This is a genomic window from Vibrio coralliilyticus, assembly GCF_024449095.1.
Lineage (GTDB): Bacteria > Pseudomonadota > Gammaproteobacteria > Enterobacterales > Vibrionaceae > Vibrio > Vibrio coralliilyticus_A.
In genome coordinates this window covers 1774216-1798583 of record NZ_CP024627.1, presented here as the reverse complement: position 1 = coordinate 1798583, position 24368 = coordinate 1774216, and the positions used below count along the sequence as shown (strand labels likewise).

The following is a 24368-nucleotide window of genomic DNA, read 5'->3' as shown; positions in this document are numbered from 1 at the left end:
ATATTTAATGAGTAAGATAGTGTTTGACAAATTGAGATATCTTTACCATATCATCAACTGCGATATATTCTTCAGTAGTATGCACTTTTGCCATACCTGTTGAAACGTTGATTGTTGTTAACCCTTTCGCGTTAAAGTTATTTGCATCACTGCCACCGCCTGTGCCTTTGGTGTAAGGTGTGGCGCCGATGGCTTCGAATGATGCTTTAACGGACTCAATATGCGGATGATCGTCTGCAATAACAAATGCATTGTATGCGCGAGTGGATTTAATCTCTACGTCAGCACCGTGTTGCTGACAGGCTTGCTCAAATGTTTCAATCATATGAGAAACTTGCTGCGTCAACTTATCATCATTAAGTGAACGTGCTTCAGCTAAAATTTTGAGTTCTGGCATAACGATGTTAGTCGCATTTCCTCCTTCTACAATGCCAATGTTTGCAGTTGTTTCATTGTCAATGCGGAGTAATTTCATATTGTTGATGGCTTCTGCTGCAACTTGGATAGCACTTATCCCTTCTTCTGGGGCTAATCCAGCATGAGCAGGCTTGCCTTTGATTGTCGCGATTATCTTCTGTTGACCTGGTGCGGCATTGACAATTGTGCCGATAGGGCCTCCTGTGTCCAGCACAATGGCTTTATCTGAAGTAATGAATGACATATCAAAATGTTGGGAGCCAAATAGCCCACCTTCTTCATGGACAGTAAATGCAAGCTCAATGGTTTTGTGGGCTGAACCAGAAGATTGGATACAGCGTACAGCCTCCATAATGGCAGCGATGCCAGATTTGTCATCCCCGCCAAGAATAGTATCGCCTTTGGATCGAATAATGCCGTCTTGAATAACAGGCTCGACACCTATACCAGGTGTGACTGTATCCATATGACTGCTCAAAACAACACTGTCCTCTATGCTGCCATCGAGTCGGGCATAGAGGTTAAAACCATTCGACACCTCATCGGGGACCGGTAGTTTATGTACAGTAAACCCCATATTACCCAGTTGTTCTGAAAGTGCTTCAGCTATTTGTTTTTCGTTACGTGATTCACTGTCGATTTTGATGAGTTGGCAAAAATGCTCAATCAGACGTTCGCGGTTAATTTCACTCATTATTGTATGACCTTTTCGGGAACAGAGGTCGTTACCATATCTTTGCCATATGGCATGGTTCTCTGAGTTAAATCAATAAATGCAAGGCTTATGACGTAAAATGCTGTTTTGTTTAGGGTAGGATTTTCTTGGGTTATGATTCTGTTATTTACAGATTCACTTTGCCGATGAACCTAGGCTTTATTATGATCGATATTAAGAGTAAGTCGCGACGGTTTGATTTTTTTGATTACAGACCATAACTTGATTGCGCCCGTTCTTTTTGGCTTTATACAATTCTTTATCCGCTTCTTTAAGCACGCTTTCTAGGTCGTTGTACAGATCACACTGATAAATTCCAATGCTTGCTGTAAGGGAGATAGGTTGGTCATTGCTGTTAAATCGATAGCGTTCAATCGCCATTCTGATCTGTTCAGCTTTGATCATCGCATGTTGGATATTCGTGTTGTGTAGAGCAATGCAGAATTCTTCACCGCCAATACGATAGACCAAATGTTCGTCAGTTAACCCATCGATCAAGGCGGCTGTTTGTACTAAGACCTTGTCGCCAATATCGTGACCAAACTGATCATTCACCTGCTTAAAATAATCCAAATCGAGAACCAATAGTGACAAAGGCAATATTTCACTTTCTTGGCGATATCGATCGAAGTTGTGGATGAGGGCATGGCGGTTGTACACACTAGTTAGCGCATCACGAGAAGCGAGTTGGCCAAGAGAGGCTTCCGATGTTTTTCTTTTGACCTCTAGAATGTGGCTTGCTAACCAGACGCTAAGGTAGGCGAGGGCAAAGTTGATGATTAGTTCATAGTGAGCGGTCACATGGCCAGAGATGGATTTATCCGCGACCAAAAACAGCTGGCTGATAAAGCCTGCTAAGGTGGCTAGGAATCCATAGCGTTTACCTAAAATGAGATAAAACAGAACGGGATAAAGAAAGCTCCAAACAAACAAGCCGTGCTCAATGGGATACACCAGTGTGGTGAAATAAATCAAACCGATAATACAGTAAACATAACAGTTAGAGAGCAAGAGAGATGCAGAACTCCGATAACTGTTAAATGCGATATAAAGAGAAAAGCTACAAAAAAGACTCTGAACGATAGCAAGAAGGTGATAAATGCCAAAAAACACATTTATAGTGGCAATAATCAGTGATATTAGGGCTAGAAGCATACTCAGCCAGAACAAGACTGCACGACGTAACTGTCTGGAAGGGTTAAATATGTCTAGCTCCATTCTGAGTAGCCTTGTCTAGGAATATGCCCAAGTATGAATATCAAACAATAGTATGCTTTTCACATGTGGAATCAAGCATAATGTTGAACAAAGATCACACTTTTAAGACTGTAGATGACACTGTTTATTAAAACTATGCGAGTACAATGTGTGCAAGTAAATGTATTGCCTGTAAAATAATCAGTTTTCATCTTTATTTTCCCATTCTAAACTCAATCAAGAAATTGTTAAATAGTGGAACTAATATCACTGTTGTTAATGGTTTTATTTTCTTACTGAAGTCACAAAAATGCGACAAAGTGTGAATAAATACTAATTGTGAGCTAGATTGAGGCGAAGTCTGTATCATTAATAAGATTTATAGGCCGAATAGACTAGTTTTTCGTGATTTCTTTGTCGTTAACTCCTGGTAATAAAGAGTAACAAGTCTATTCATTGCTTTTGATAGGCAATCAGCGGGTGGCAAAGCTGTATTAGCAGAAAGAGATATTACTTGATTTTCTATGGGTGTATTAATTCATTAATGTAATTTATATACAGATTTTTATGGGTTTAGTCTTTAATCTACCCCTTTAGGGTAGTTTGATTTTGTAATTGATTTACATCATGTATTAATTTTCTTTCACATTTAACAATGCACATAGTGATAAAAACCTAACCCTTAGGAAGTACTATGAGCAAGTTGAAGCTGGTCATTATAGGTAACGGCATGGTCGGGCACCGTTACATAGAAGACCTTGTTGAGAAGACGGATGTTTCTCAATATGAAATATCTGTCTTCTGTGAAGAACCTCGCGTCGCTTACGACCGTGTCCATCTCTCTTCTTACTTTTCCCATCATACTGCTGATGAGCTTTCTCTTGTAAAAGAAGGCTTTTACGAAAAGCATAATATCAACATGTTGATTGGTGAGCGTGCCATCAATATTAACCGAGAAAAGCAGACGGTTTATTCAAGCACTGGGCGTGAAATTCAGTATGACAAACTTGTCATGGCCACAGGGTCGTTTCCTTTCGTTCCACCAATTAAAGGCCACGAAAGCAAAGACTGTTTTGTCTACCGTACAATCGAAGATCTCAAAGCGATCGAAGCATGTGCCAAGAACAGCAAAGTTGGTGTCGTTATAGGTGGCGGTTTACTTGGCCTTGAAGCCGCAGGTGCACTGAAAGCACTAGGTGTGCAAACCCATGTGGTGGAGTTTGCTCCGAAATTGATGGCTGAACAGTTAGATCAGGCTGGTGGTGATCAATTACGTCAGAAAATTGAACGTATGGGCGTAACGGTGCACGTTAGCAAAAACACCCTAGAGATTGCACCAGAAGGCAAAACAGCAAGAAACGTCATGCGATTCGCTGATGGTAGCGAGTTGGAGACGGACTTTATTGTGTTTTCTGCCGGCATTCGCCCCCAAGATAAACTTGCTCGCCAAATGGGGTTAGGTATAGCACCACGTGGCGGTGTTGAGATTAATGATTTCTGTCAGACAACTGACGAAAATGTCTACGCTATTGGTGAATGTGCATCTTGGAATCGCACGTTTTACGGCCTTGTCGCTCCAGGTTATAAGATGGCGACAGTCGCCGTTGATCACCTATTAGGAAACGACAGCAAGTTTGAAGGCGCAGATATGTCTGCGAAACTCAAACTGCTTGGTGTGAAAGTTGGCTCAATTGGTGATGCAAATGGGCGTACACCGGGATGCAAGAGCTACGTCTATCAAAACGAAGAGCAGGAAGTGTACAAGCGAATTATCGTTTCCGAAGATGGTAAAAAGCTGCTTGGCGCTGTTATGGTAGGGGACACGTCAGATTACGGCGATTTGCTGCAACTTAAACTCAATGAAATCGAGCTTCCAGAGCATCCTGATACGTTAATTCTTCCGGCTCACGCTGGGGCAGAAAAGCCAACGTTAGGCGCTGATGCGCTTCCAGAATCTGCGGTTATCTGTTCTTGCTTTGATGTGACAAAAGGCAAGATTGCTGAAGCCGTGGCACAAGGTCATCACACTATTGGCGATATCAAAGCGGTAACTGGTGCAGGCACGGGTTGTGGTGGTTGTATTCCACTGGTGACTTCTGTACTCAACGCTGAATTAGCCAAAGCGGGTGTCGAAGTAAAAAATGATGTGTGTGAGCACTTTGCTTATTCTCGTCAGGAGTTGTTCCACCTTATCCGTATTGAAGAAATCAAAACGTTTGATGAGCTGTTGGAAAAATATGGCAAGGGCTACGGCTGTGAAGTGTGCAAGCCACTAGCAGGCTCAATCCTCGCATCTTGCTGGGGTGAGCACATTCTAAAACCTGAATTGGTCAAACTCCACGATACCAACGACAACTTCCTCGGCAACATGCAGAAAGACGGTACTTACTCTGTGATCCCTCGTATGGCGGGTGGTGAAGTGACGCCTGAGGCACTTAAGGTATTGGCTGAAGTTGCCGCCGAGTACAACCTTTACACCAAAGTTACTGGTGCTCAGCGTATTGGTCTATTTGGCGCTCAGAAAGACGACCTACCTGCAATTTGGAAGAAGCTGATCGCTGCAGGCTATGAAACAGGGCAGGCCTATGCCAAAGCGCTTCGCATGGCAAAGACCTGTGTAGGCTCAACTTGGTGTCGTTATGGCGTTCAAGATTCTGTTGGTCTTGGTGTGATGATCGAAAACCGCTACAAGGGCATTCGTACTCCGCACAAGATGAAGTTCGGTGTATCGGGTTGTACGCGTGAATGTGCAGAAGCTCAAGGTAAAGACTTAGGTATCATCGCGACAGACGCCGGCTGGAACATGTACGTGTGTGGTAATGGCGGAATGAAGCCAAGACACGCTGACCTTCTAGCGAGTGACCTTGATAAGGACACCCTCATCAAATACATCGACCGTTTCATGATGTTCTACATTCGTACGGCAGCGCCACTGCAACGCACTTCTGTGTGGATGGAAAATCTGGAAGGTGGTGTTGATTACTTGAGAGAAGTCATCGTCAATGACAAACTCGGTATCAATGCTCAACTGGAAGCTGATGTTGCCAAGCTAGTAGAAGAGTTCCGTTGCGAATGGACTGATACCATCAACGATGAAGCCCAGCTAAAACGCTTCGCACATTTCATTAACAGTGATGAGCGCGATGACAACGTTGTCTTTGTCCAAGAGCGTGAACAGCACCGTCCGGCGACGTACACAGAAAAACATCCAGAAGAGAAGGGTGACATCCTTCATGTCGAGTTAGTCTAAGGGAGACGACATCATGGCATTTACAAAAGTATGCAGTATTGAAGATATCATCCCGGGCACTGGCGTGTGTGCGTTGGTTTCTGGGGAGCAGATTGCCATTTTTCGCCCTTCCCATGCTGAAGAAGTGATGGCAATTAGCAACACCGATCCGTTCTATCAGTCGAATGTGCTTTCCCGTGGATTGATCGTCGAGCACAACCAAGAGTTGTGGGTCGCTAGCCCACTGAAAAAGCAGCGCTTCAATCTATCGACAGGGTTATGCATGGAAGATGAACAGTTCAGTGTTAAAGCATACAAAACACGTGTTGTTAAAGGGCAGGTTGAAGTGTCGGCTTAGTAAGGCATTAAGCGAGATTTAATAGCTTAAAGGTTTGTTGCTTTCCTTTTGGGAACAGGTAAAGCAACGAACCTTTCACTATTCAATTTTAACTTTCAATTTTAATAAGGACGCAGCTATGTCTTCTGCATTAAAACCTGCCGAATTCGTACAAACGATGATCGATGTTGGCGAAGCGAAAACTAAAACCAGTACACGTGATTTGGTTTTACGCGGCACAATGGCGGGTATCATCTTATCTTTGGCCGTTGTGGTTGCCATCACAACTATTGTACAGACAGGTATTGGTATTGTCGGTGCGCTAGTGTTTCCAGTTGGCTTCTGTATTCTCAGCCTGATGGGCTACGATTTGGTCACTGGTGTTTTTGGCCTCGCACCTCTTGCCAAGTTTGACAGCCGACCAGGTATCACTTGGCACCGCGTTTTCCGTTGTTGGGGCTGGGTTGGCCTAGGTAATTTGATCGGCTCTCTGATTGTCGCTTATCTGGTTGCTATCTCTCTAACAGGCAACTTCACGTTGGACCCGAATGCAGTAGTTAAGAAATTTATCGCGGTATCAACAGCACGTACCGTTGGCTTTGAAAATATGGGAATGGACGGATGGATTACCTGTTTTGTGCGTGGCATTTTCTGTAACCTGATGGTTTGCCTTGGTGTGATTGGTAATATGACGGCTCGCAGTGTGGCTGGCAAGATCGCAGCCATGTGGTTACCGATTTTCATCTTCTTTGCCTTGGTGTTTGAGCATACTGTTGTGAACATGTTCTTGTTCCCACTGGGTATGATTCTTGGGGCCGATTTTGGTATTGCAACTTGGCTGAACTTCAACCTTATTCCAACGATTCTGGGTAACATTGTCGGTGGCTTGTTGTTCACTTGTATTCCTCTTTACCTGACTCATGCGAAAACTGTCCCTGCCATTGATTCTGAGCAGGAAGTTAAAACTAAGCCAGTAATGGCGAAATAAGTTGATATGGCCCCATGACATACCGTGGGGCTATTGTGAGTTTGGCAATAAAAAGTCGCGATTGATGATTGAGCGCTACTTCTTATATCCAAATTTGAATCAACAGGCCCAGCTATGACTACTCATCCCAATTCTTCTCCAAAATGCGGTTTTGTTTCTCTTGTGGGCGCAGGCCCTGGAGACCCAGATTTACTGACCGTGAAAGGCTATCGAGTAATACAGCAAGCAGAAGTGATTGTTTATGATCGCCTTGTCTCTAAAGAAATATTGGCGTTAGCCAATCCTCAAGCTGAGATGGTTTATGTCGGCAAGAAGCTGGATTTTCATTGCGTGCCTCAGGATCAAATCAACCAGATTTTGGTGGAAAAAGCACTGGCAGGAAAACGTGTTGTTCGGCTCAAGGGTGGGGACTCATTTATTTTTGGTCGTGGTGGTGAAGAGCTGGAAGAGTTGGCTATCCATGGAATTCACTTTGAAGTGGTACCGGGAATAACAGCGGCAGCTGGCGCGACTGCTTACGCTGGCATTCCGTTGACACACCGTGACCACGCTCAGAGCGTTCAGTTTATTACGGGGCATGTGCAAAAAGATGGTCGAGAAATTGAATGGCAATCACTGGCCCAATCTAACAACACACTGGTATTTTATATGGGTCTAAAGCAGAGCCAGCGAATTACCACCAAGCTTATCGAAAATGGTCTGGATGAACAGATATCTTGCGCCATTATTGAAAACGGAACACGCAGCGAACAGTGTGTATTCACTGGGCCACTAAAAGACTTACCCAAGCTGGCAGAGGGAGCAGTCAGCCCTGCACTTATTGTTGTTGGTAGCGTGACCTCGCTGCACGATAAGCTGAAATGGTTTAATTAAAGAGTCTTTGCCTTTCGCATCAGAATCCATAGAAAACCAACAGCTTGAGTTCAATAACTGTTACTATGCCTGCGTTATTGATTAAACAGGATTCCTGATGGAAAAAGTCGCCATTTTCGTTGATGTCCAGAACATCTACTACACAACACGAGAAAAGTACCGTGCAAACTTTGACTACAATGAGTTTTGGTACGTTGCAACGGAAGGTCGAGACGTCACTGAGGCTCATGCGTATGCGATTGCTTCACATGACCCGAAACAAAGACAGTTTCATCATATCCTGCGCGGTATTGGCTTTAACGTTAAACTGAAGCCATTTATTCAACGACAAGATGGCAGCGCCAAAGGCGATTGGGATGTGGGTATTGCTCTGGATGTGTACGAAGCTGCCAGCAAGGTTGACCGAGTCATTCTGTTATCTGGAGATGGTGACTTTGACGTGTTAGTCAAACGAGTCCAGGAAAGGTTTGGTACCAAAGTGGATGTGTTTGGTGTGCCGGGCCTTAGCGCACAGTCACTAATCGACGTGTGCGATAAGTTCATCCCGATTGAAGAAGAATTATTGCTCAGACGAACCTGAGTCTGCGCTTTGTTCATTTTCCGCTTGTGCAGCGGCTTGCTGCTCTTTTTCTTCTGCTTCAAGCTTCGCTCGTTCCGCTTTAGAAATGTAGCGAGGTTTGTTGCTTTTATGTAGCTTCGCGTTTTGCTTCTTCTGTTTCGATTTTAGGATCTGGTTAATTTTCTTCTTACGGTTCATCACTGTCGCCCAGTATTCAGAGGGGCGCGCATAGTAACAGACTTTGTTTGACTCTTCATCTTTCCTATTTGGATACGTGGCCCCACTGGTTCATCTGATCTGTTTTGGCATGGGGGTTATTAAAATAGGTGGGGAAAGGGAATGAAAGCTCAAAAAAACGGGGGCGAGAAGGGCCCCCAAAAAACACACAGCTAATCACGTCTTAATGTCCAAGCTAGCTCTGTAGGGAATGAAGTAACAACAAACTACAGGACGCCGTAAGTGAGCAATTTACTGTTACTTCGCACAATTCACCCTACCGATTTGTTGCGATGAATATTAGTCATTAAGGATGATTTATGCTTTTTAGAAAATTAGCGCTTTAAAATTAAACTCAAAGTAGCGCTGTTTAGAAGGAAAATTAGCCTTCATTTAAGCTTCCACTAACCTAATTTCAAACGTATGGCTTATGTTGTATCTGTCTATATGAATCAAGGCCTGTCTCATAATTGAACTGTGTTCAAAATAAGTTTGTTAAGCGCACTTTTGATAAGGCAACTTTGATAGCCTTGCGCTAATATTATCTCACCTCAAATTTCAGAATTCTGGTAAATGGTTGATGAGCTCTTTGCAATCCCTATTTATAGTTGAAGACGATGTAAAGCTACGTTCTATGTTGGAAGAATACTTCGTTAAACAAGATTTTGATGTCACGACTTTTGAAGATGGAAGTAGCGCTATTGATGCAATTGTCGAGCGACAACCTGATTTATTATTGCTTGATCTGATGCTGCCGGGAATGGACGGCCTGACAATTTGTAGACAGATTCGAGCGAAATACTCCGGTAAAGTCTTAATGTTGACTGCAAGTGATGATGATTTTGACCATGTTGCGGCGCTTGAAATCGGTGCGGATGACTTTGTGAGTAAACCAATCAAGCCACGTGTCTTACTTGCCCGAATGCGTATGTTACTGCGACGAGCCCCTGTTGGAGAATCAACAACAGAGAATGAGTCAAAACTGGCGAATACCTTGACTTATGGTCAGTTAAGCCTGAATCATGCGCGTAAGATCTGCACATTAGCAGGCAGCCAAGTCAGTATGTCTGACAGTGATTTTGATCTGTTGTGGATATTGGCCAGCTCACCAGACGAAGTGCTATCACGTGATGTCCTGACTCAGAGATTACGTGGTATTGAGTATGATGGTTTAGATCGTACGGTTGACAACAAAGTGGTGAGTTTAAGAAAAAAACTCGGTGATAACTCTGCCACACCGAAACGCATCATCACTGTTAGAGGCAAAGGTTACTTGTTCGTACCAGATAGCTGGTCATAAATTTGAGGGTAAGGGTGTATGCGCCGAATTTACATTGAGACATTTTTCGGATTATTGGTGCTGTTCACCCTAAGTTTGTTTGCGTATGAAATCATCATCTATCAATTGAACACAGATTATGACTTTGTTTTAGAAGACCTAGAAGGAGCTGCATTTAGAGAGGTGTTGATGACGATTTCAGACCATCAGGGCAAGGAGAATGCCTTGGCCGTTTTGAAAGAATTCATCGATAATACCGCAAAAACTTTGACTGTTTTCCCTAGCTCTGATGTGCCTGACGAAGTAAAAAACTACTTTGACAATGATCGTATTCACCCATTCACTTTCTACGATGGTGAGCGTGACTTTTGGTTCATGCTGTCGTCTCCTGATGTTATTTATAGAGTTCAACCTGATGTGGAGTCCGATCTTCGTAAAGCCATTGAATTTGACGATGACATTCTCTGGGGGTTTATTTTAGGCGGCTTTTTTATCTACACCTCTGGATTGATCTGGTTCCTAAGCCGGCGAGTCCGTACTCTTGAGGAGGCGACGATGAAGTTCGCACAAGGGGACTTTAACTCAAGAGCGCCAACGGGCAGTAGACATCGTGTAGGCTCTCTCAATGATAGTTTCAACTATATGGCCGATAAGATTTCCGATCTTATTACCAGTAACCGCTCACTTACCAACTCCGTCGCCCACGATTTAAGAACCCCCGTTTTCCGTATTCAATGGCAGGCAGAAATGCTCCAGGACGAGAGCTTAACTAAGGAGCAGCACGATAAAATCGCCAGCATCATTGAAGATACGGAAGAGATGGAACAAATGGTCGATGAGCTTCTCTACTTCGCTAAAGTTGAGCGTCCGGACTCAGTGCTTAACATTGAAGCAATTGATCTCAACCAATTTATGCATGCGCTGACCAATAAACTGCCCGATGTAAAAGCTGAGATGGTTAAAGTAGAAGTTGAGCACAGCTTATTCATTGAAGGCGATAGTGCGTTGCTTAAGCGTGCTATTAATAACCTGTTGTCTAATGCGCTGCGCTATGCCGAACAGAAGATACGCCTTTCCGCCATGTTAGAGAACGATGCCGTTTTGATCATTGTCGAAGATGACGGTCCAGGTATTCCTACTGATCATTGGAATTTCATCTTTGATCCATTTTATAGTGCGGACCCTTCTCGAAATAAGACCAATACAGGGTTTGGCTTGGGGTTAGCGATCGTAAAATTGATCACTGAACGCCATGGTGGACACGCAGAAGTGGGGGCTAGTATGTTAGGTGGAGCCAAGTTTGTATTACGTTTACCTCGTTTGTCAGAGGAATCTGACAAACGATGACAAACGAGTGACAAAGTCAATATATTGTCAGTTTGAATTGTTTTGTACAGTGTTCATAACAAGTTAACACAAGGACAAAATGATGAAAAAATTGACCATTCTAATCTCTACGCTTGTTGCTGCGACTGCGGCACATGCAGCAGGCGATACTTACATTCGCAACGGTAATATCTATACCAAGGAAAATAGTTGGATTGCTGAGTTAGGTGTTGCTGGCGTTAGTGACCTTTACAAGGACCAAAAACATAATGCGACGCTTCTTGGTAACTTTGGTTACCAAGGTGAAGACTTCAATGCGAGCCTGCAAGGGGTCAACTACCGATTCCTTGGGAATACCGGTGACATGTTCAATATGAGTGGTTACTTGGGTACTTCTGGCTTGATGTATGACCATGACACCTCTGACTTCCTAAAGGGGATGGATAAGCGCAAAGCGAGTTTGGATTTGGGTATTAATGCTGATTTCCACTTATCTCAAGGTACCATCTCTACTTACGCTCAGCATGACGTGACGGATACTTATGATGGTTACCTTGCAGGTGTCACTTACTTCTTACCTATGAGTGTAGGACGCATGGACCTTGTTCCATTTGCGGGCTTAACTTATCAGAGCAAAGACTACGTCGATTACTATTTTGGTGTTAAAGATAAAGAAGCGACTCAAACACGTAAGGCGTATAAAGGAAGTGGCGATGTCTCTTATAACCTAGGTTATAAACTGATCATGCCAATTAATGACAGTTGGGAAGTTACCCAAACGACAGCTTACACTCGCCTAGGTGACAATATCTCAGACTCTCCGATTGTTGATAGTGCTAATCAATGGATGGTGGGTGCAACCGTCGCTTATCACTTCTAATCAAAAGTTCCGCTCGAAGCCTGACTGTATTAGTCTAATGCCGTTCGGATAAGCATTAACGCTTATACCTAAATGGGTATTTGGGTGGGACAAAAAGGACTGAACGTGGATACGTTCGGTCCTTCCTTTTATCCGGTAAAATGAAGTGACTTATGTTCTCCCTCATTTGCTTGAGTTTGCTCGGTAGAGTTCCGTCAGGGCTAAGCGCTAGCCAACGTAGCTGGGTATCTATCAAATTTATTGCCGCTGTAAAGCTCACTCTAGTTGGCCTTACCTCAGCGTCTTTAGCAATATGAACCATCTCTAAGCGCACCAAATTGTACGCCAGCAATATTCCCCAGAGCTCTTGTCTAACACCAGCAGCAAAACGACTTCTCAAGGTGACTTCATTTTGTAACTGAGTTTGTTTTATCTCACCGTAACCTTCTTCTATTTCCCAGCGTTGCCAATAGACAGTCAATAAGTCTTCTAATGAGTATTTCTCAGGATCAACCAGTGAAGTTATAAAGCCTTCAATTTCACCTTTTGGGTCTTTGTAGAGGATGAGGCGTGCTTGCCAATGAGTCGGCAAATTAGGGTTATTGCGCTGAGCTTGCTGTGAAACAGGCATAGAGATAAGCATGTCGTTTTCAGCAAAACGCTCCAAAACTTCATATCTTACTTTGCGTTTCACAGGGGTTAGCCAGTGGCTATTGGAGGCAGCAGCATTCCACGATATCAATAGGTCGGCAGAAAAGTAGCAACGATCAAACAATGTGAGTGAGTTTGCTGGCACGTCTCCTAATAATCGGCGTGCCAGTGTTGTCTCACCGACCTGACAAGCATCGAATGCAGCCCCTACCATAAAACGTGTCTCGGTAGCCATCAGACCGACCAAGCGCAGTTGAGGATAAGGTTTATGTTTTTGAGAAATGAATCCAAACGCTTGCGCATTGTCTTCTGAATCTTGGCAACGAAAAGTGGTACCATCCACGGCCATAATGTTTAGCCCTAGCGCCTTATCCTTTACTAGCGCGTCGCTCTCCCATGCCGCCATAGAGGTTTTAAACAAAGCAGCGAGAGGAGCTTCGTCCAAACGTCGCCTAGAGTCAGTAAGTACGCTAGGTGCAACACGAGACCAAGAATCCTGAGGCTTAGGTTGGAGAGCTAGGTCAAGAGAACTGCATACTTCTTTGATTGATTTATTCCGTTGCAATCCCATCCAAATGACGAGCCAGACGGCTTGTTGCGCTGGTAAGCGTCGCCTTCTAATGCTTGCTTTAGACGTATCAAGCAAAGCTTGTTCTATCCATTCAAGCTGAATGGCATTAACTACAGACTCATAGTTTTTACCATCCTCGATAGTCTCATGTGCCAAAAGCAGCTCTTGAGCAAACATAAAAAATCCCCACTAACTTTGTTAGTGGGGATTATCATACGATCTCAGGATCGTTCAAGTCTCTAAAACGATCGGCATTAGACTGTATTAGTCAGGCTTACATACCTTCGTTCTTCAAGTTCCACACCATTTTGAATTTAAGTGAAACCATGCTGTCCGATTATTTTACTTTTATACGATCTCTGCCGCTTGTCGCACAGAGGGTTTATCCTGAAATCCATGGTTTAAAGAAAGTCCGATATAACGTTCGTTTCTGTTTGTGGTCAATGTTAAAACCCAATGCGCTTAAACAAATGCAGCGGTTATTTGAACACCCTGACTTTCGTCCAATTACAGAGACAAATCCAAGGATGTTTGAAAAGCCTCTAAAGCCATTTGTTTGTCTACAGTGGCGCCCTAAGCAACGTGCCATAAAAATATATGAGCATTTTCAGACGCTACACCAAATGTACGGACGCGCATTCCTCGATTTTTACTCTGAAGCAGGGTGGTTGTTGTTGGGTGTTCAGGATTGCAGTCTTATACTGTGTGCGGGTCCAGAAAGGGAAGGGTCTTTGGCTTTGAAGTTGGTCGATGAAAATAAACAGGATTTATTTACTTTAGCCTTCAATATCTCTTCGTCACCAAAACGCGAAATCCACATTGGAGCCTTGCAAGGCCCAGGCGATCATATCACTGGTCGTGGTGAAATTATTAAAAGCCTGACGCGCGGAATGCACGGGCTTCGCCCCAAAGCGCTTATGCTAGAGGTACTTCTGATACTTGCACGTGAGTGGGGTGTTGAATCGGTTTATGGTATTACCAACAAAGGCCATGTCTACCAAGCACTAAGGTATACGGGCTCTAAGCGCTCAAGCATCACGTATAACTATTCTGAATTGTGGGCAGAATATGGTGGTGTAGAGGTATCAAAATATTTGTATCAAATACCTCTTTGTCCTGCTCGTAAAGATCCAAGCTCATTGAAAAAAGCCAAGCGACGCCTTTACACAAAACGTTACACTTGGCTTGAAGAGATGCAAAAAACAATTCGAATACGCCTAGATGAATTGTTGGGCTGAACATCGATATAGAAAGTGTTTTCACGTGGCTTAAGAGGTTGGCCATCATTCGTTTTTTCACTTTATCGGGCGATGAGTGCATTTTATTTGTTTGCTATTAATTGATAATTGAGTGAAAGTAAAATTTATAATTTAGCTATCCCGAACAATGGTGTGAAAAGGTATATGGATAAATTAGCGGATATGGAATTGTTCACTCTGATTGTCAAACATCAAGGGTTGGCAAGTGCCGGCAGAGAGCTTGGATTATCACCTGCCACTGTAACAGCAAGGTTACAAGGGCTTGAAGAACGACACGGCGTTAAACTCCTCAATCGCAATACGCGACATATCGCGCTGACAGATTCTGGCCTCAATTATTATGAGTCCTGTCTGCAGATTTTAGAAAGCGTCCGTGAAGCAGAAGCGAAATTGCAGAACACCGCTGTTCAAATAGAGGGGCAAATACGAATTTCAGCACCTAAAGATATTGGGAAGCAGTTCGTTATGCCTGCTATCGATACCTTTCAGCGGCTATATCCCAAAGTTGTGCCTCATCTATTACTGCATGATAATTTATCTAGCTTGTCGGAAAGTAACCTTGATCTTCAGATACGTTATGGTTCTCCTCCCGACAGTGGCATGATTGCCAGAAAACTAGCAGTGAGTGAACGTGTTTTGGTCGCGTCACCCGCTTATATTGACTGCCATGGTCGGCCCAATTCTCCTGAACAACTCCAAACACACCAGTGCTTATCTCTGCTGAGAAATGAGCAAGAGATGAAGCTTTGGTACTTTCAGCACAGAGAGTCTAAGAGTAATTCATCCCAGCAAGTGTGGAGTTTTCGCTGTTCAGATGATGGTGAGGTAATACGTCATTGGGCTAGGGAAGGAGTGGGAATTGCGCTTAAATCAAGGTTAGATGTTGAGACTGATATAAAAATGGGTGCATTGCAGGTGTTATTACCAGATTTTCGCGTCGACTTTAAGCCCATTTCTTCAATGAATGACTCTGAGCTTTATGCCGTCTACCGTGACCGTAAATATCAACCTAAACGCCTCAAACTGTTTTTGGAGCACTTGATCGCTGCTTTTTCTGCTGAAGTGGAAACTTCATGAGCCATTGGTTAAATTGATGCCACTGGCATATGTGTCATTTTCTTCTATTGTCACTTTTATGCAAAACAATGAAAATCTTGTAGGAGCAGGAGTAGAGATCTGTCAGACTCTCTAAAGTTTAAAAATCAAAGAGTTCAGGGAAGATCATGTTAGATGCTCAGCTTGCTCAACGAATTGTTGATCGCACAATGCCGATTATTGGTCACAACATTAACGTAATGAACAATGCTGGTATGGTCGTCGCGAGTGGAGAGAAATCACGCATTGGCCAGACCCATGACGGGGCATTGCTAGCGTTAAACCGAAAAGCGTCAGTTGAAGTCACTTCAGAAGACTGCAAACTCTTATCTGGGGTTAAACCCGGTGTTAACCTGTTATTAAAGCATAAGAATGCGATCCTTGGTGTGGTGGGGATTACAGGGGAGCCTAGTGAGATTCGTGGTGTAGCTGAACTTGTGGCAATGACGGCTGAGCTGATTATTGATCAAGCTGACCTGCTGGAAAAAGTTCAACGTGACAGGCGATATAAAGATGAATTTATCCTAGCCTGTTTAACAGGGCGTTTGACCCCATCGGAAATGCGTGATGGTGCTGAACAAATCTCAGTGAATCCGAGTGATTCATGGGAGCTACTGCTGGTCGAGATGCCAAATCAAGATAGTTCAACCACAACTCTTACGGAGCATCTGTACCAAAAGTCGGGACATCATCTCTGCGCTCACTTGTCTGCTCGCCATTTAGTTATATTTGTTCCAACTGAACAGCCTTTGAGCGTAGGCAAAGTGAACGAGTGGCTTCATTGGTTAGAGCAAATACCATGTCGAAATCTAAAGATCTCAACGGGAAAGTTTGCCCACAGTCTAGATGAATGGCAAACCGCGTACCACTCAGCGCTTCAGGTAATGAAAATAGGCAAAGCGGCGCGCCCTAAGAATGCGGTTTATCTTCTTGAAGAGTATCAGTTGCCAGTTTTATTAGCACCGTTGCATGGTACTTGGCAGGGAGAGCAACTGTCACAAATGATAGCCACCTTGACCGAGCATGATAAATCAGGCCAGCTAGTCGCGACCTTGGAGGCCTACTTTGATGCTAATGGCAGCGCAAATGATACGGCTTCCAAATTGTTTATTCATCGAAATACTCTAAAATACCGTTTGGACAAGATCACAGAAATCACCGGATTTGAGACAACAGATTTCTCTCATATGGCGCAGCTTTATCTGGCTATTCAGCTTGGTAAGCTTAGTTAAATTGTGCAAATATACAATAATTAAGTTTAATTATGATTTTATTTTGTTAGTTTGCACAGTGTTGTGGCTCTTGTTTTGTTCCATAATGTCTACAGTAACGGTGGAAAGGAATAGGCCAATATGAAGATTGTTATCGCTCCAGACTCATTTAAAGAAAGTTTATCCGCAATAGAAGTAGCTCAGTCAATCCAGACAGGCTTGGAAAAAGTATGGCCTAATGCTGAGTTTGTCAAAGTGCCAGTTGCCGATGGTGGGGAAGGGACGGTTCAGTCTTTAATTGATGCTAGTGCTGGGAAGAAAGTCTTCACTGAGGTAACAGGACCATTAGGTCAACCAGTGCAAGCTTTCTATGGTGTTTTGGGTGACAGCAAAACCGCTGTGATCGAAATGGCTGAAGCAAGTGGTTTACACCTTGTCCCAGCAGAAAAACGAGACCCTAAGATCACAACCAGCTTCGGAACTGGTGAGCTGATTAAGCACGCGTTAAATCAAGGTGTAACAAAGCTAATTGTCGGATTGGGTGGCAGCGCGACTAATGACGCTGGCGCTGGGATGCTTGCCGCATTAGGTGTTACTTTCTTAGATAAAACAGGCGAAGAGTTTGTGCCTGTTGGCGGTGCAAGCCTAGCAAACCTAGAAAGTGTTGATACTTCCAATCTGGATCCGCGACTACGACAATGTGAAGTGGTCGTCGCATGTGATGTAGATAACCCTCTTTGTGGTGATAAAGGTGCATCTGCTGTCTTTGGACCACAAAAAGGGGCAAATGAGCAAGATGTGGCCTTGCTCGATCAATCTTTAGAGATTTTTGGTCAAGTAACGGAAAAAAGTGCTGGTGTTGCTGTGCTTACTGCGGCTGGTGCTGGTGCGGCTGGTGGAATGGGCGCGGCTTTACTTGGCTACGCTAATGCAGTATTAAAGCCGGGTATAGAGATTGTTCTGGACACGGTTGAGTTAGAGTCAAAACTGATGGGTGCGAATTTAGTGATCACTGGTGAAGGTAAAATTGATGACCAAACGGTTCATGGTAAAACTCCCGTAGGGGTATCAAAGCTAGCTAAGCAATTTGATCTTCCTGTCATAGCGATTGCAGGTTGTACTGGGAATAATTTTCAAGCGGTCTATGAGCACGGTATTGATGCTGTCTATGCCTGTTTACCTAGGCCAATGTCGCTGCAAGAAGCATTTGATGAAGCCGCTACTAACCTAGCAAATGTTGCAGAAAACGTAGCTCGGACTTATCAGATAAGTCATTAGGTTCAGCGAATACGGTAGTGGATAGCACTGCCGTATTTATACTGCCACTTTAGAGAGACAAATCACACACTGTTGAAACCATGCATAGTGACTCTCCAAAGTCCTAGAAATTCCCTTCGAAATCAGATATTGGTTCGATTCGAACCTTAAACTATTTTCACTACTTTTCACTAAACGAACGACATCGAACTCAAGGATCTCCTGAACTTGAGGGTAGATAGCTTTGTAGAGTGACTCTTTCGCTGAAAACAATAATGTGACCGCTTCATTTCGACTTAGACCTGTTTGAACAAGCAAGTCTATTTCCTCTTCTCTCGCAATAAAAGCCTGAGTATCTTGTACTTCCTGATCTGAAAGAACACGTTGGATATCCACGCCTAGGTGATGATCCGCTAGTTTTGTCTTCCTCTCTACGACGGCAAGCGCGTAGTTTTCACAGTGAGAAATTGAGCCAGTCAAGTGAGATGGGAAATTGGGAGAGCGATCTAAATTTATGCCTATCTTGTGCGACTCACCAAGAAGTGCCATGGCGTTTTCAGCTGCAGTGCGGCCTGCGACAAATTCAGCCTGACGTGAAAAATGTGCCTTTCGTATTGAATTGGGCAGAACACGAATTGAATAAAGTGATTTGGTAAACAGAGACTTATCGTATGAAACCATGCAAACAACCAGTTCCATTTGATTAACAGTAAATGGCAGGTGTGGAAGACTTTGAAGCCAATTTTGTTCGCTTTTAATCAGAGTGTTCATTTCTTAAATCTTTAAGCTTAACCCTTATGAAACAGGGTGGCACCATATCATCTGTAAATAGTATTGCAAATGAAAATGGTTTGCATTTATCTATTTGCTGTTATATAAATTCCACCTTGTTAATTGATAGTTTTTATTGATTAACCCTATGTAAAAAGAGAGTTTAAGGGAAATAATATGCTCGAAGCTAGAAAACTAGCATTTAGCGTTGGCAACAGAAACTTGTTGTCAGATTTTGATATGAATTTTGAGCCTGGCAAGATTTATGCGCTTGTCGGTCACAACGGCTCAGGTAAATCAACGTTACTTAAACTTCTCGCACAGCAGCAAAATGCCACCAGCGGAGATGTCTTGCTACAAGGCAAATCAGTTTCCGATTGGTCAGATAAGAAATTCGCTCAGCAAATTGCCTATCTTCCTCAGCATTTACCATCGACCGATAGCCTTTCAGGAAAAGACCTAGTGAGTTTTGGTCGCTACCCGTGGCACGGCTTACTTGGACGTTTAGGTGCGAAAGATAAAGAGTTCATTCAACAAGCGATGCAGATGACAGATACAGAAAAGTATGCAGACCGCTTGGTTGATACTTTGTCAGGTGGTGAACGTCAGCGAGTGTGGTTAGCCATGCTTCTGGCTCAGAGAACTCAATATCTGCTTTTGGATGAGCCCTTGTCTGCTCTGGATATCGCTCACCAAGTAGAAATGCTTGAACTAATAAAGAAACTGTCCACTGAACTCGAATTAGGCGTTCTTATCGTGATACACGATATCAACATGGCCGCTCGTTTTTGCGACCACATAGTGGCACTTCATAGCGGGAAAATGATCGCTCAGGGCTCTGTTTCTGAAGTGTTTAACGAACAGCAGCTAAACGATATATATGGTATCGAAATGCAGATCACCGACCACGCTGCAGGTTACCCGGTTGCAATGCCATGCTAAACATCAAACGAATGACAATCGCTTGTCTTACTACGTTGACCGCAGTAATGCCTGCCATGGCTGGATCAGAGGTTTCACAAGATAAACTGCGAGTGATGTCCATTGACTGGTCTCAGACTGAAACCATGATCGCTCTTGGCGTTACGCCTGTGGCATCGGCTCAACAATCGGATTACAACGACTGGGTCAGAAGTCCGAAAATACCGGATGAGACTGTGGACGTTGGTCTGCGCACTCAGCCTAACCAAGAAAGGTTATCTGAGCTAAACCTCGACACCATTTTCCTTTCTCCTCGTTTTGCTTCGCTGGAGACTCAGTTATCTCGTATTGCACCCGTAAAAATCCTTGGTCTGTATAAAGTGGGTGAGGTTAACTGGGAAGCCGTCACTGATTTCACACGCCGCATGGCAAAAGAGGTTAACGCTGATAAGCAAGCTGAACAGCTTATAGCCAATAGTGAAGCTGAATTGAATGACCTAAAAGCAACACTGCCTGACAACATAGCTCCAGTGCTTTTAGTACAGTTTATGGATACCAAACATGTTCGAGTATTTGGTGAGAACAGCATCTATAAAGTGGCATTGGATCAGTTGGGCATTCAGAATGCTTGGGACAAAGCGACTAACGCGTGGGGCTTTGCTCTCACAGGTGTTGATAAGTTACAGGGTATCGATGCGCAATTTGTCGTTATAGAACCTCTTCCTGTTGGCGTAAAGGAACATTTAGCGCAAGACCAATATTGGCAATATTTGATTGAGCAAACGGGTCGTCCGGTAATCACCGTAAAACCAACATGGAGTTTTGGTGGTTTACCCTCAGCGATGCGTTTCGCTAATTTGGTCACCTCTGCTCTGGCTGAGGAGGTAACCCAATGAAAACCTTATCTCTTAGTCTTGTCGCGATACTTGCGGCATTTATGCTGACCATTGCAGGCTTTCAGTTGAATGCCTCTGGCAATTTCTCAGCAGGCGTGAATAGCCTTTTCCAAGCCGATTGGATGTCGCCAGAGTCGGTTAGATTACATCTAACTTGGTGGCCTAGATTTTTCACGACACTGATTGCAGGTGCGGCTTTGGCTGCTGCTGGTGTACTGATGCAGCAAGTATTGCGCAACCCTTTGGCGTCACCATCCACTTTGGGTGTGGCAAGTGGTGCTAGTTTTGCTTTGATGATGGCAACCTTGTATGCCCCTTGGTTACTGACGTTTTCTAAATCACTGATTGCTTTGCTTGGTGGCTTGGGAACAATGGCACTGGTATTTGCACTGTCATGGCGTCGTGCACTTTCACCGACAGTTGTGGTGGTGTCGGGTCTGGTGATTAACCTTTATTTCGGTGCTGTCAGCACAGTTCTGTTGATGATGAATCAAGATAAGCTAGCAGGCTTAATGATTTGGGGGGCGGGCTCTCTCGTTCAGACAGGGTGGTCTGATATTGCTTATCTCGCCCCAAGACTCGGGTTAGCGATTGGTATTTCATTTCTATTCGTTAAGCCGCTAACCTTGTTGGAATTATCTGAAGAAGGTGCGAAGAGCCTTGGCGTGTCTCTGGCGAAGTTGCGCGTAATATGTCTTGGTCTTGCAGTGTTACTGACATCTTGGGTGGTTGCTAAAGTTGGCGTGATTGGCTTCGTAGGCCTCGCTGCCCCAGCGATTGCTCGCGCAACTGGTGTGCATCGTCTTGTGCCTAAGTTAATCGTCTCCATGCTGTTAGGTGGCTTACTACTAACGCTTACGGATCTGCTTATCCAGCAGCTCCCAGGTATTGCCGCTATGATTGTGCCAACGGGCGCTGCAACTGCTGCATTAGGTGCTCCTCTTTTATTGTGGTTACTGCCAAGGTTGTCGATGCGCAGTCAAACCCAGACGCAAACGGTCATGACACGCCATAGTGAGCAGGTGAAGAGCCTGAATCGTCATGCCATTGTATTGGTTGCACTCGTTATTCCAGTTGCTTTATTTATCTTTAGTACCATTTCAATCCAAAGCTCTGGTTGGCAGTGGCTAGTGTTCTCAGGTGAGTGGAACCTGCTTGAGTGGCGTTGGCCTAGGCTTGTTGCTGCCGCCCTGGCTGGTGTGATGTTGGCTACCGCAGGTACTGTGATCCAGCGTTTAAGTGGTAACCCGATGGCGAGCCCTGAAGTGATCGGCATCAGCTCTGGTACCGCTTTGGGTTTGATCATTGCCATGTTCTCTGGCATTGGCGTTAGTCTCGTTGGTTTGTATTTAGGTGGGCTTGTGGGCTCGATGGCGTCGCTCTCCGTGATTGTTCTTTTGAACCGTAAGTCTGGGTTCCAACCTGAACGTGTGCTGCTGACCGGTGTCGCTATCACAGCTCTGATGAACGCAGTACAAAGTTTCGTATTGGCGGGTGGTGACCCTAGGAGCTACCAAGTCCTAGCTTGGCTTTCTGGCTCCACTTACTTTGTTACACAGGCGACCTTGCTTCCTTTAACTGTTGCGACTTTAGTGCTTGTAGGGGGCAGTTTTTTAACGGTGCGCTGGCTGGACATACTACCGTTGGGAGAGGCCAGTTCACGAGCACTTGGAGTCAAAGTCGGGCAGGCGAGAGGTTTGCTATTACTGCTGGTGGCATTGCTGACAGTGAGCGCCACTCTCGTTGTTGGCCCATTGAGTTTTATCGGTTTGATGGCGCCGCATCTCGCTCGTTTGTTTGGTTTTAGTCGAGCTAGAGAGCACCTGATTTGTTCAGCGCTTGTCGGTATGGGACTAATGCTTTTCGCTGATTGGCTAGGGCGCCAAATGTTGTACCCACAAGAAATCCCAGCTGGTTTGGTGGCGTCTTTGATTGGCGGTATGTACCTGATGTGGGGACTTCGCAGACTTTAATTTTTTAGTCATGAGGGAGGCAATGCTCAGCTTTCCTCAATTCTGTTTTAAAATTTGTTGATAATGATAATCACAATAATAATTAATACATGGATTTGAGATGAAATTACTTTTTCAGTTGGCCCATAAACAACATAAAGCGCTCGCTTTGGTTATTTTGTTGAGTGTGGCAAGTGCCTTTCTCAGCATTGGCGTGATTGCTTTTATTCAATATGAACTATTGAGTCAGACAACCAGTGTTCATAGTGCTATCTGGCAATTTGCTGGTTTACTGGTACTTTTGTTGATCACCGCAACCGTTGCGCAGGTGTCACTGCACAAGTTAGGTCACCAGTTCGTTTATTCGAAGCGCTGTCAATTGGTTAAGCAATTGATCAACACGGATATTGAACAAATAGAAGATGTCGGGAGTGCCGGGGTTCTGGCATCACTGAACACTGACATTCGTAACATTACTATTGCCTTCGTTACTTTGCCGGAAATGATTTATGGCTTGGTACTTACCGTAGTGGCATTATCCTATCTCGCGTTCCTCTCACTACCATTATTTGGTGTAAGCCTGCTGATGTTAGGCGCGACTGGTATTATTGGTTATGGACTGGTGACTCGAATCACTTTCCATGTACGTCAAGTTCGTGACTTTGAAGACAAGCTTTATCACGATTATCAGGCATTGATTGACGGTCGCAAAGAGCTATCACTTAACCCAAATCGCGCTCGTCGTTATTTCGAGGATGAGTTCAGCCCAAATGCTAAGGGTTATAGAGACGAAGTCACAAGAGCGGACATCTACAATGGTTTTGCAGCCAACATGGCTAACACGATTGTACTGGCACTGATTGGTCTCAACTTTTATCTGGCGTTGGGATTAGGATGGGCTGGTTTTGACGTCGCTTCTACCTTTGCTCTGGTCATCTTATTTATGCGCATGCCACTTATGGCGGCAGTCGGTGCGTTGCCGGGGCTGATTAGCGCCAATATTTCTATGCGTAAGCTTGAATCGCTCGATTTAAGTGACAATGAAAACCTTGTTGAGGCTAATGAACAACCAGAAGTCTTTGAAGGCATCGATCTCCAGCAAGTGACGTATGAATACCGCGCGGATGGCGATGACCGTCCGTTTAAAGTTGGCCCGATCAATTTTAAAGCTTCGAAAGGTGAGATGATCTTCATCATTGGTGGTAATGGCAGCGGAAAATCAACGTTTGCTCGTTTACTGACCGGCCTTTATCGCCCGCATACAGGTAATGTTTTCTTGAACGGTCAACCTATGACTGAGCTCAACTGGCCTCACTATCGCCAGCAGTTTTCTACGGTGTTCAGTGACTTCTACTTGTTCCATCAGATAACCGATGGACAAGGCCAAGATGTTCCACAGGCCGATATCAACGAGTGGATGGAGCGTCTGGAAATGAGCCACAAAGTGACTCAAGAGAATGGTCGCTTGTCGGATGTTCGTTATTCACAGGGGCAGCGTAAGCGTCTTGCGCTACTGATGGCCGTTGCCGAACAGCGAGGTTGCATGCTTCTCGACGAATGGGCGGCAGATCAGGACCCTCGCTTTAGAAAAGTCTTTTACCAACAGTTACTGCCCCTGCTTAAGGAGCGTGGCGTGACTGTAATCGCTATTACCCACGATGACCGTTACTTCGATGCGGCAGATCGCATTTTCAAAATGGACAGTGGGCAACTGACAGAACTGGATACTGCGGATAAATCACAAGCTCAACAAGCAGTAGAAAGTGTCGTCGCTTAACGAAACAACAAT

21 protein-coding genes are annotated in these 24368 nt (G+C 44.4%); 16 read left to right on the top strand and 5 right to left on the bottom strand.

The genetic code is table 11. The features are described 5' to 3' along the window. Positions 1–4 precede the first annotated feature (4 nt). Positions 5–1111: a M20/M25/M40 family metallo-hydrolase gene (locus CTT30_RS08450; RefSeq protein WP_252034673.1), complete on the bottom strand. Its 1107-nt coding sequence runs from the start codon at positions 1109–1111 to the stop codon at positions 5–7. A 195-nt stretch (positions 1112–1306) separates the two neighbouring features. Then, positions 1307–2350 carry a GGDEF domain-containing protein gene (locus CTT30_RS08445; protein WP_252034671.1) on the bottom strand — a complete coding sequence of 348 codons (1044 nt, stop codon included), beginning with the start codon at positions 2348–2350 and terminating at the stop codon, positions 1307–1309. A gap of 673 nt (positions 2351–3023) precedes the next feature. Between CTT30_RS08445 and nirB the strand changes: the two genes are divergently transcribed. From nirB to CTT30_RS08420, 5 genes are all read left to right on the top strand, one after another. Then, entirely contained in the window at positions 3024–5579 is a 2556-nt protein-coding gene (nirB, locus tag CTT30_RS08440) for a nitrite reductase large subunit NirB (RefSeq protein ID WP_252034669.1), read from the top strand. 13 nt (positions 5580–5592) lie between these two features. Then, the gene (gene nirD, locus CTT30_RS08435; RefSeq protein ID WP_252034667.1) at positions 5593–5916 is read left to right on the top strand and encodes a nitrite reductase small subunit NirD; all 324 of its coding nucleotides are present in this window, start codon (positions 5593–5595) and stop codon (positions 5914–5916) included. 118 nt (positions 5917–6034) lie between these two features. Next, the gene (locus tag CTT30_RS08430) at positions 6035–6883 is read left to right on the top strand and encodes a formate/nitrite transporter family protein (RefSeq protein WP_252034665.1); all 849 of its coding nucleotides are present in this window, start codon (positions 6035–6037) and stop codon (positions 6881–6883) included. Positions 6884–6997: 114 nt separating this feature from the next. Beyond that, positions 6998–7756: a uroporphyrinogen-III C-methyltransferase gene (gene cobA, locus CTT30_RS08425; protein WP_252034663.1), complete on the top strand. Its 759-nt coding sequence runs from the start codon at positions 6998–7000 to the stop codon at positions 7754–7756. 97 nt (positions 7757–7853) lie between these two features. Further along, entirely contained in the window at positions 7854–8336 is a 483-nt protein-coding gene (locus CTT30_RS08420; RefSeq protein WP_006962420.1) for a LabA-like NYN domain-containing protein, read from the top strand. Here CTT30_RS08420 and CTT30_RS08415 read toward each other — a convergent pair. Continuing rightward, positions 8316–8513: a DUF2986 domain-containing protein gene (locus CTT30_RS08415; RefSeq protein ID WP_239866294.1), complete on the bottom strand. Its 198-nt coding sequence runs from the start codon at positions 8511–8513 to the stop codon at positions 8316–8318. The two genes, CTT30_RS08420 and CTT30_RS08415, sit on opposite strands and share 21 nt — an antisense overlap. A 598-nt stretch (positions 8514–9111) precedes the next feature. On the opposite strand from CTT30_RS08415, the gene CTT30_RS08410 reads away from it, so the two are divergent. From CTT30_RS08410 to ompV, 3 genes are all read left to right on the top strand, one after another. Continuing rightward, a complete protein-coding gene (locus CTT30_RS08410; protein WP_252034661.1) occupies positions 9112–9831 on the top strand; it encodes a response regulator in 720 nt (239 codons plus the stop codon). 18 nt (positions 9832–9849) lie between these two features. Next, complete coding sequence (locus CTT30_RS08405) at positions 9850–11157, top strand: ATP-binding protein (protein ID WP_252034659.1); 1308 nt, start codon at positions 9850–9852, stop codon at positions 11155–11157. Positions 11158–11239: 82 nt separating this feature from the next. Further along, entirely contained in the window at positions 11240–12016 is a 777-nt protein-coding gene (ompV, locus tag CTT30_RS08400; protein ID WP_252036627.1) for an outer membrane protein OmpV, read from the top strand. A 55-nt stretch (positions 12017–12071) separates the two neighbouring features. Here the strand turns inward: ompV and CTT30_RS08395 are convergent, their stop codons facing one another. Then, complete coding sequence (locus tag CTT30_RS08395; RefSeq protein WP_252034657.1) at positions 12072–13394, bottom strand: IS4 family transposase; 1323 nt, start codon at positions 13392–13394, stop codon at positions 12072–12074. A gap of 152 nt (positions 13395–13546) precedes the next feature. Between CTT30_RS08395 and CTT30_RS08390 the strand changes: the two genes are divergently transcribed. From CTT30_RS08390 to CTT30_RS08375, 4 genes are all read left to right on the top strand, one after another. Then, on the top strand, positions 13547–14455 hold the full coding sequence (locus tag CTT30_RS08390; protein WP_370689714.1) for a VirK/YbjX family protein: 909 nt from the start codon (positions 13547–13549) through the stop codon (positions 14453–14455). Positions 14456–14620: 165 nt separating this feature from the next. Continuing rightward, the gene (locus tag CTT30_RS08385; protein ID WP_252034651.1) at positions 14621–15553 is read left to right on the top strand and encodes a LysR family transcriptional regulator; all 933 of its coding nucleotides are present in this window, start codon (positions 14621–14623) and stop codon (positions 15551–15553) included. A gap of 146 nt (positions 15554–15699) precedes the next feature. After that, a complete protein-coding gene (locus CTT30_RS08380) occupies positions 15700–16803 on the top strand; it encodes a sugar diacid recognition domain-containing protein (RefSeq protein WP_239866306.1) in 1104 nt (367 codons plus the stop codon). A 120-nt stretch (positions 16804–16923) separates the two neighbouring features. Further along, positions 16924–18060 carry a glycerate kinase gene (locus CTT30_RS08375; protein WP_252034649.1) on the top strand — a complete coding sequence of 379 codons (1137 nt, stop codon included), beginning with the start codon at positions 16924–16926 and terminating at the stop codon, positions 18058–18060. Positions 18061–18096: 36 nt separating this feature from the next. Here the strand turns inward: CTT30_RS08375 and CTT30_RS08370 are convergent, their stop codons facing one another. Next, on the bottom strand, positions 18097–18810 hold the full coding sequence (locus tag CTT30_RS08370; protein WP_252034647.1) for a 4'-phosphopantetheinyl transferase family protein: 714 nt from the start codon (positions 18808–18810) through the stop codon (positions 18097–18099). Positions 18811–18987: 177 nt separating this feature from the next. Between CTT30_RS08370 and CTT30_RS08365 the strand changes: the two genes are divergently transcribed. The 4 genes from CTT30_RS08365 to CTT30_RS08350 all read left to right on the top strand — a co-directional run bounded on the left by CTT30_RS08365 (position 18988) and on the right by CTT30_RS08350 (position 24356). Then, the gene (locus CTT30_RS08365; RefSeq protein ID WP_252034645.1) at positions 18988–19752 is read left to right on the top strand and encodes an ABC transporter ATP-binding protein; all 765 of its coding nucleotides are present in this window, start codon (positions 18988–18990) and stop codon (positions 19750–19752) included. Next, entirely contained in the window at positions 19746–20627 is an 882-nt protein-coding gene (locus CTT30_RS08360) for an ABC transporter substrate-binding protein (RefSeq protein WP_252034643.1), read from the top strand. The genes CTT30_RS08365 and CTT30_RS08360 overlap by 7 nt, the downstream gene beginning before the upstream one ends. 41 nt (positions 20628–20668) lie before the next feature. Further along, positions 20669–22600, top strand: a complete 1932-nt coding sequence (fhuB, locus tag CTT30_RS08355) for a Fe(3+)-hydroxamate ABC transporter permease FhuB (RefSeq protein WP_370689713.1) — start codon at positions 20669–20671, stop codon at positions 22598–22600. A 100-nt stretch (positions 22601–22700) separates the two neighbouring features. Next, positions 22701–24356: a multidrug ABC transporter permease/ATP-binding protein gene (locus tag CTT30_RS08350; protein ID WP_252034639.1), complete on the top strand. Its 1656-nt coding sequence runs from the start codon at positions 22701–22703 to the stop codon at positions 24354–24356. The last annotated feature ends 12 nt before the right edge of the window (positions 24357–24368 follow it).

Coding starts and splice junctions, on each gene's coding strand:
- CTT30_RS08450 (WP_252034673.1), bottom strand. CDS start 1,111: ATGAGTGAAATTAACCGCGAACGTCTGATTGAGCATTTTTGCCAACTC.
- CTT30_RS08350 (WP_252034639.1), top strand. CDS start 22,701: ATGAAATTACTTTTTCAGTTGGCCCATAAACAACATAAAGCGCTCGCT.
- nirD (WP_252034667.1), top strand. CDS start 5,593: ATGGCATTTACAAAAGTATGCAGTATTGAAGATATCATCCCGGGCACT.
- CTT30_RS08445 (WP_252034671.1), bottom strand. CDS start 2,350: ATGGAGCTAGACATATTTAACCCTTCCAGACAGTTACGTCGTGCAGTC.
- CTT30_RS08385 (WP_252034651.1), top strand. CDS start 14,621: ATGGATAAATTAGCGGATATGGAATTGTTCACTCTGATTGTCAAACAT.
- nirB (WP_252034669.1), top strand. CDS start 3,024: ATGAGCAAGTTGAAGCTGGTCATTATAGGTAACGGCATGGTCGGGCAC.
- CTT30_RS08410 (WP_252034661.1), top strand. CDS start 9,112: ATGAGCTCTTTGCAATCCCTATTTATAGTTGAAGACGATGTAAAGCTA.
- ompV (WP_252036627.1), top strand. CDS start 11,240: ATGAAAAAATTGACCATTCTAATCTCTACGCTTGTTGCTGCGACTGCG.
- CTT30_RS08370 (WP_252034647.1), bottom strand. CDS start 18,810: ATGAACACTCTGATTAAAAGCGAACAAAATTGGCTTCAAAGTCTTCCA.
- CTT30_RS08430 (WP_252034665.1), top strand. CDS start 6,035: ATGTCTTCTGCATTAAAACCTGCCGAATTCGTACAAACGATGATCGAT.
- CTT30_RS08415 (WP_239866294.1), bottom strand. CDS start 8,513: ATGAACCGTAAGAAGAAAATTAACCAGATCCTAAAATCGAAACAGAAG.
- CTT30_RS08420 (WP_006962420.1), top strand. CDS start 7,854: ATGGAAAAAGTCGCCATTTTCGTTGATGTCCAGAACATCTACTACACA.
- CTT30_RS08360 (WP_252034643.1), top strand. CDS start 19,746: ATGCTAAACATCAAACGAATGACAATCGCTTGTCTTACTACGTTGACC.
- CTT30_RS08375 (WP_252034649.1), top strand. CDS start 16,924: ATGAAGATTGTTATCGCTCCAGACTCATTTAAAGAAAGTTTATCCGCA.
- CTT30_RS08380 (WP_239866306.1), top strand. CDS start 15,700: ATGTTAGATGCTCAGCTTGCTCAACGAATTGTTGATCGCACAATGCCG.
- fhuB (WP_370689713.1), top strand. CDS start 20,669: ATGCTGACCATTGCAGGCTTTCAGTTGAATGCCTCTGGCAATTTCTCA.
- cobA (WP_252034663.1), top strand. CDS start 6,998: ATGACTACTCATCCCAATTCTTCTCCAAAATGCGGTTTTGTTTCTCTT.
- CTT30_RS08365 (WP_252034645.1), top strand. CDS start 18,988: ATGCTCGAAGCTAGAAAACTAGCATTTAGCGTTGGCAACAGAAACTTG.
- CTT30_RS08395 (WP_252034657.1), bottom strand. CDS start 13,394: ATGTTTGCTCAAGAGCTGCTTTTGGCACATGAGACTATCGAGGATGGT.
- CTT30_RS08405 (WP_252034659.1), top strand. CDS start 9,850: ATGCGCCGAATTTACATTGAGACATTTTTCGGATTATTGGTGCTGTTC.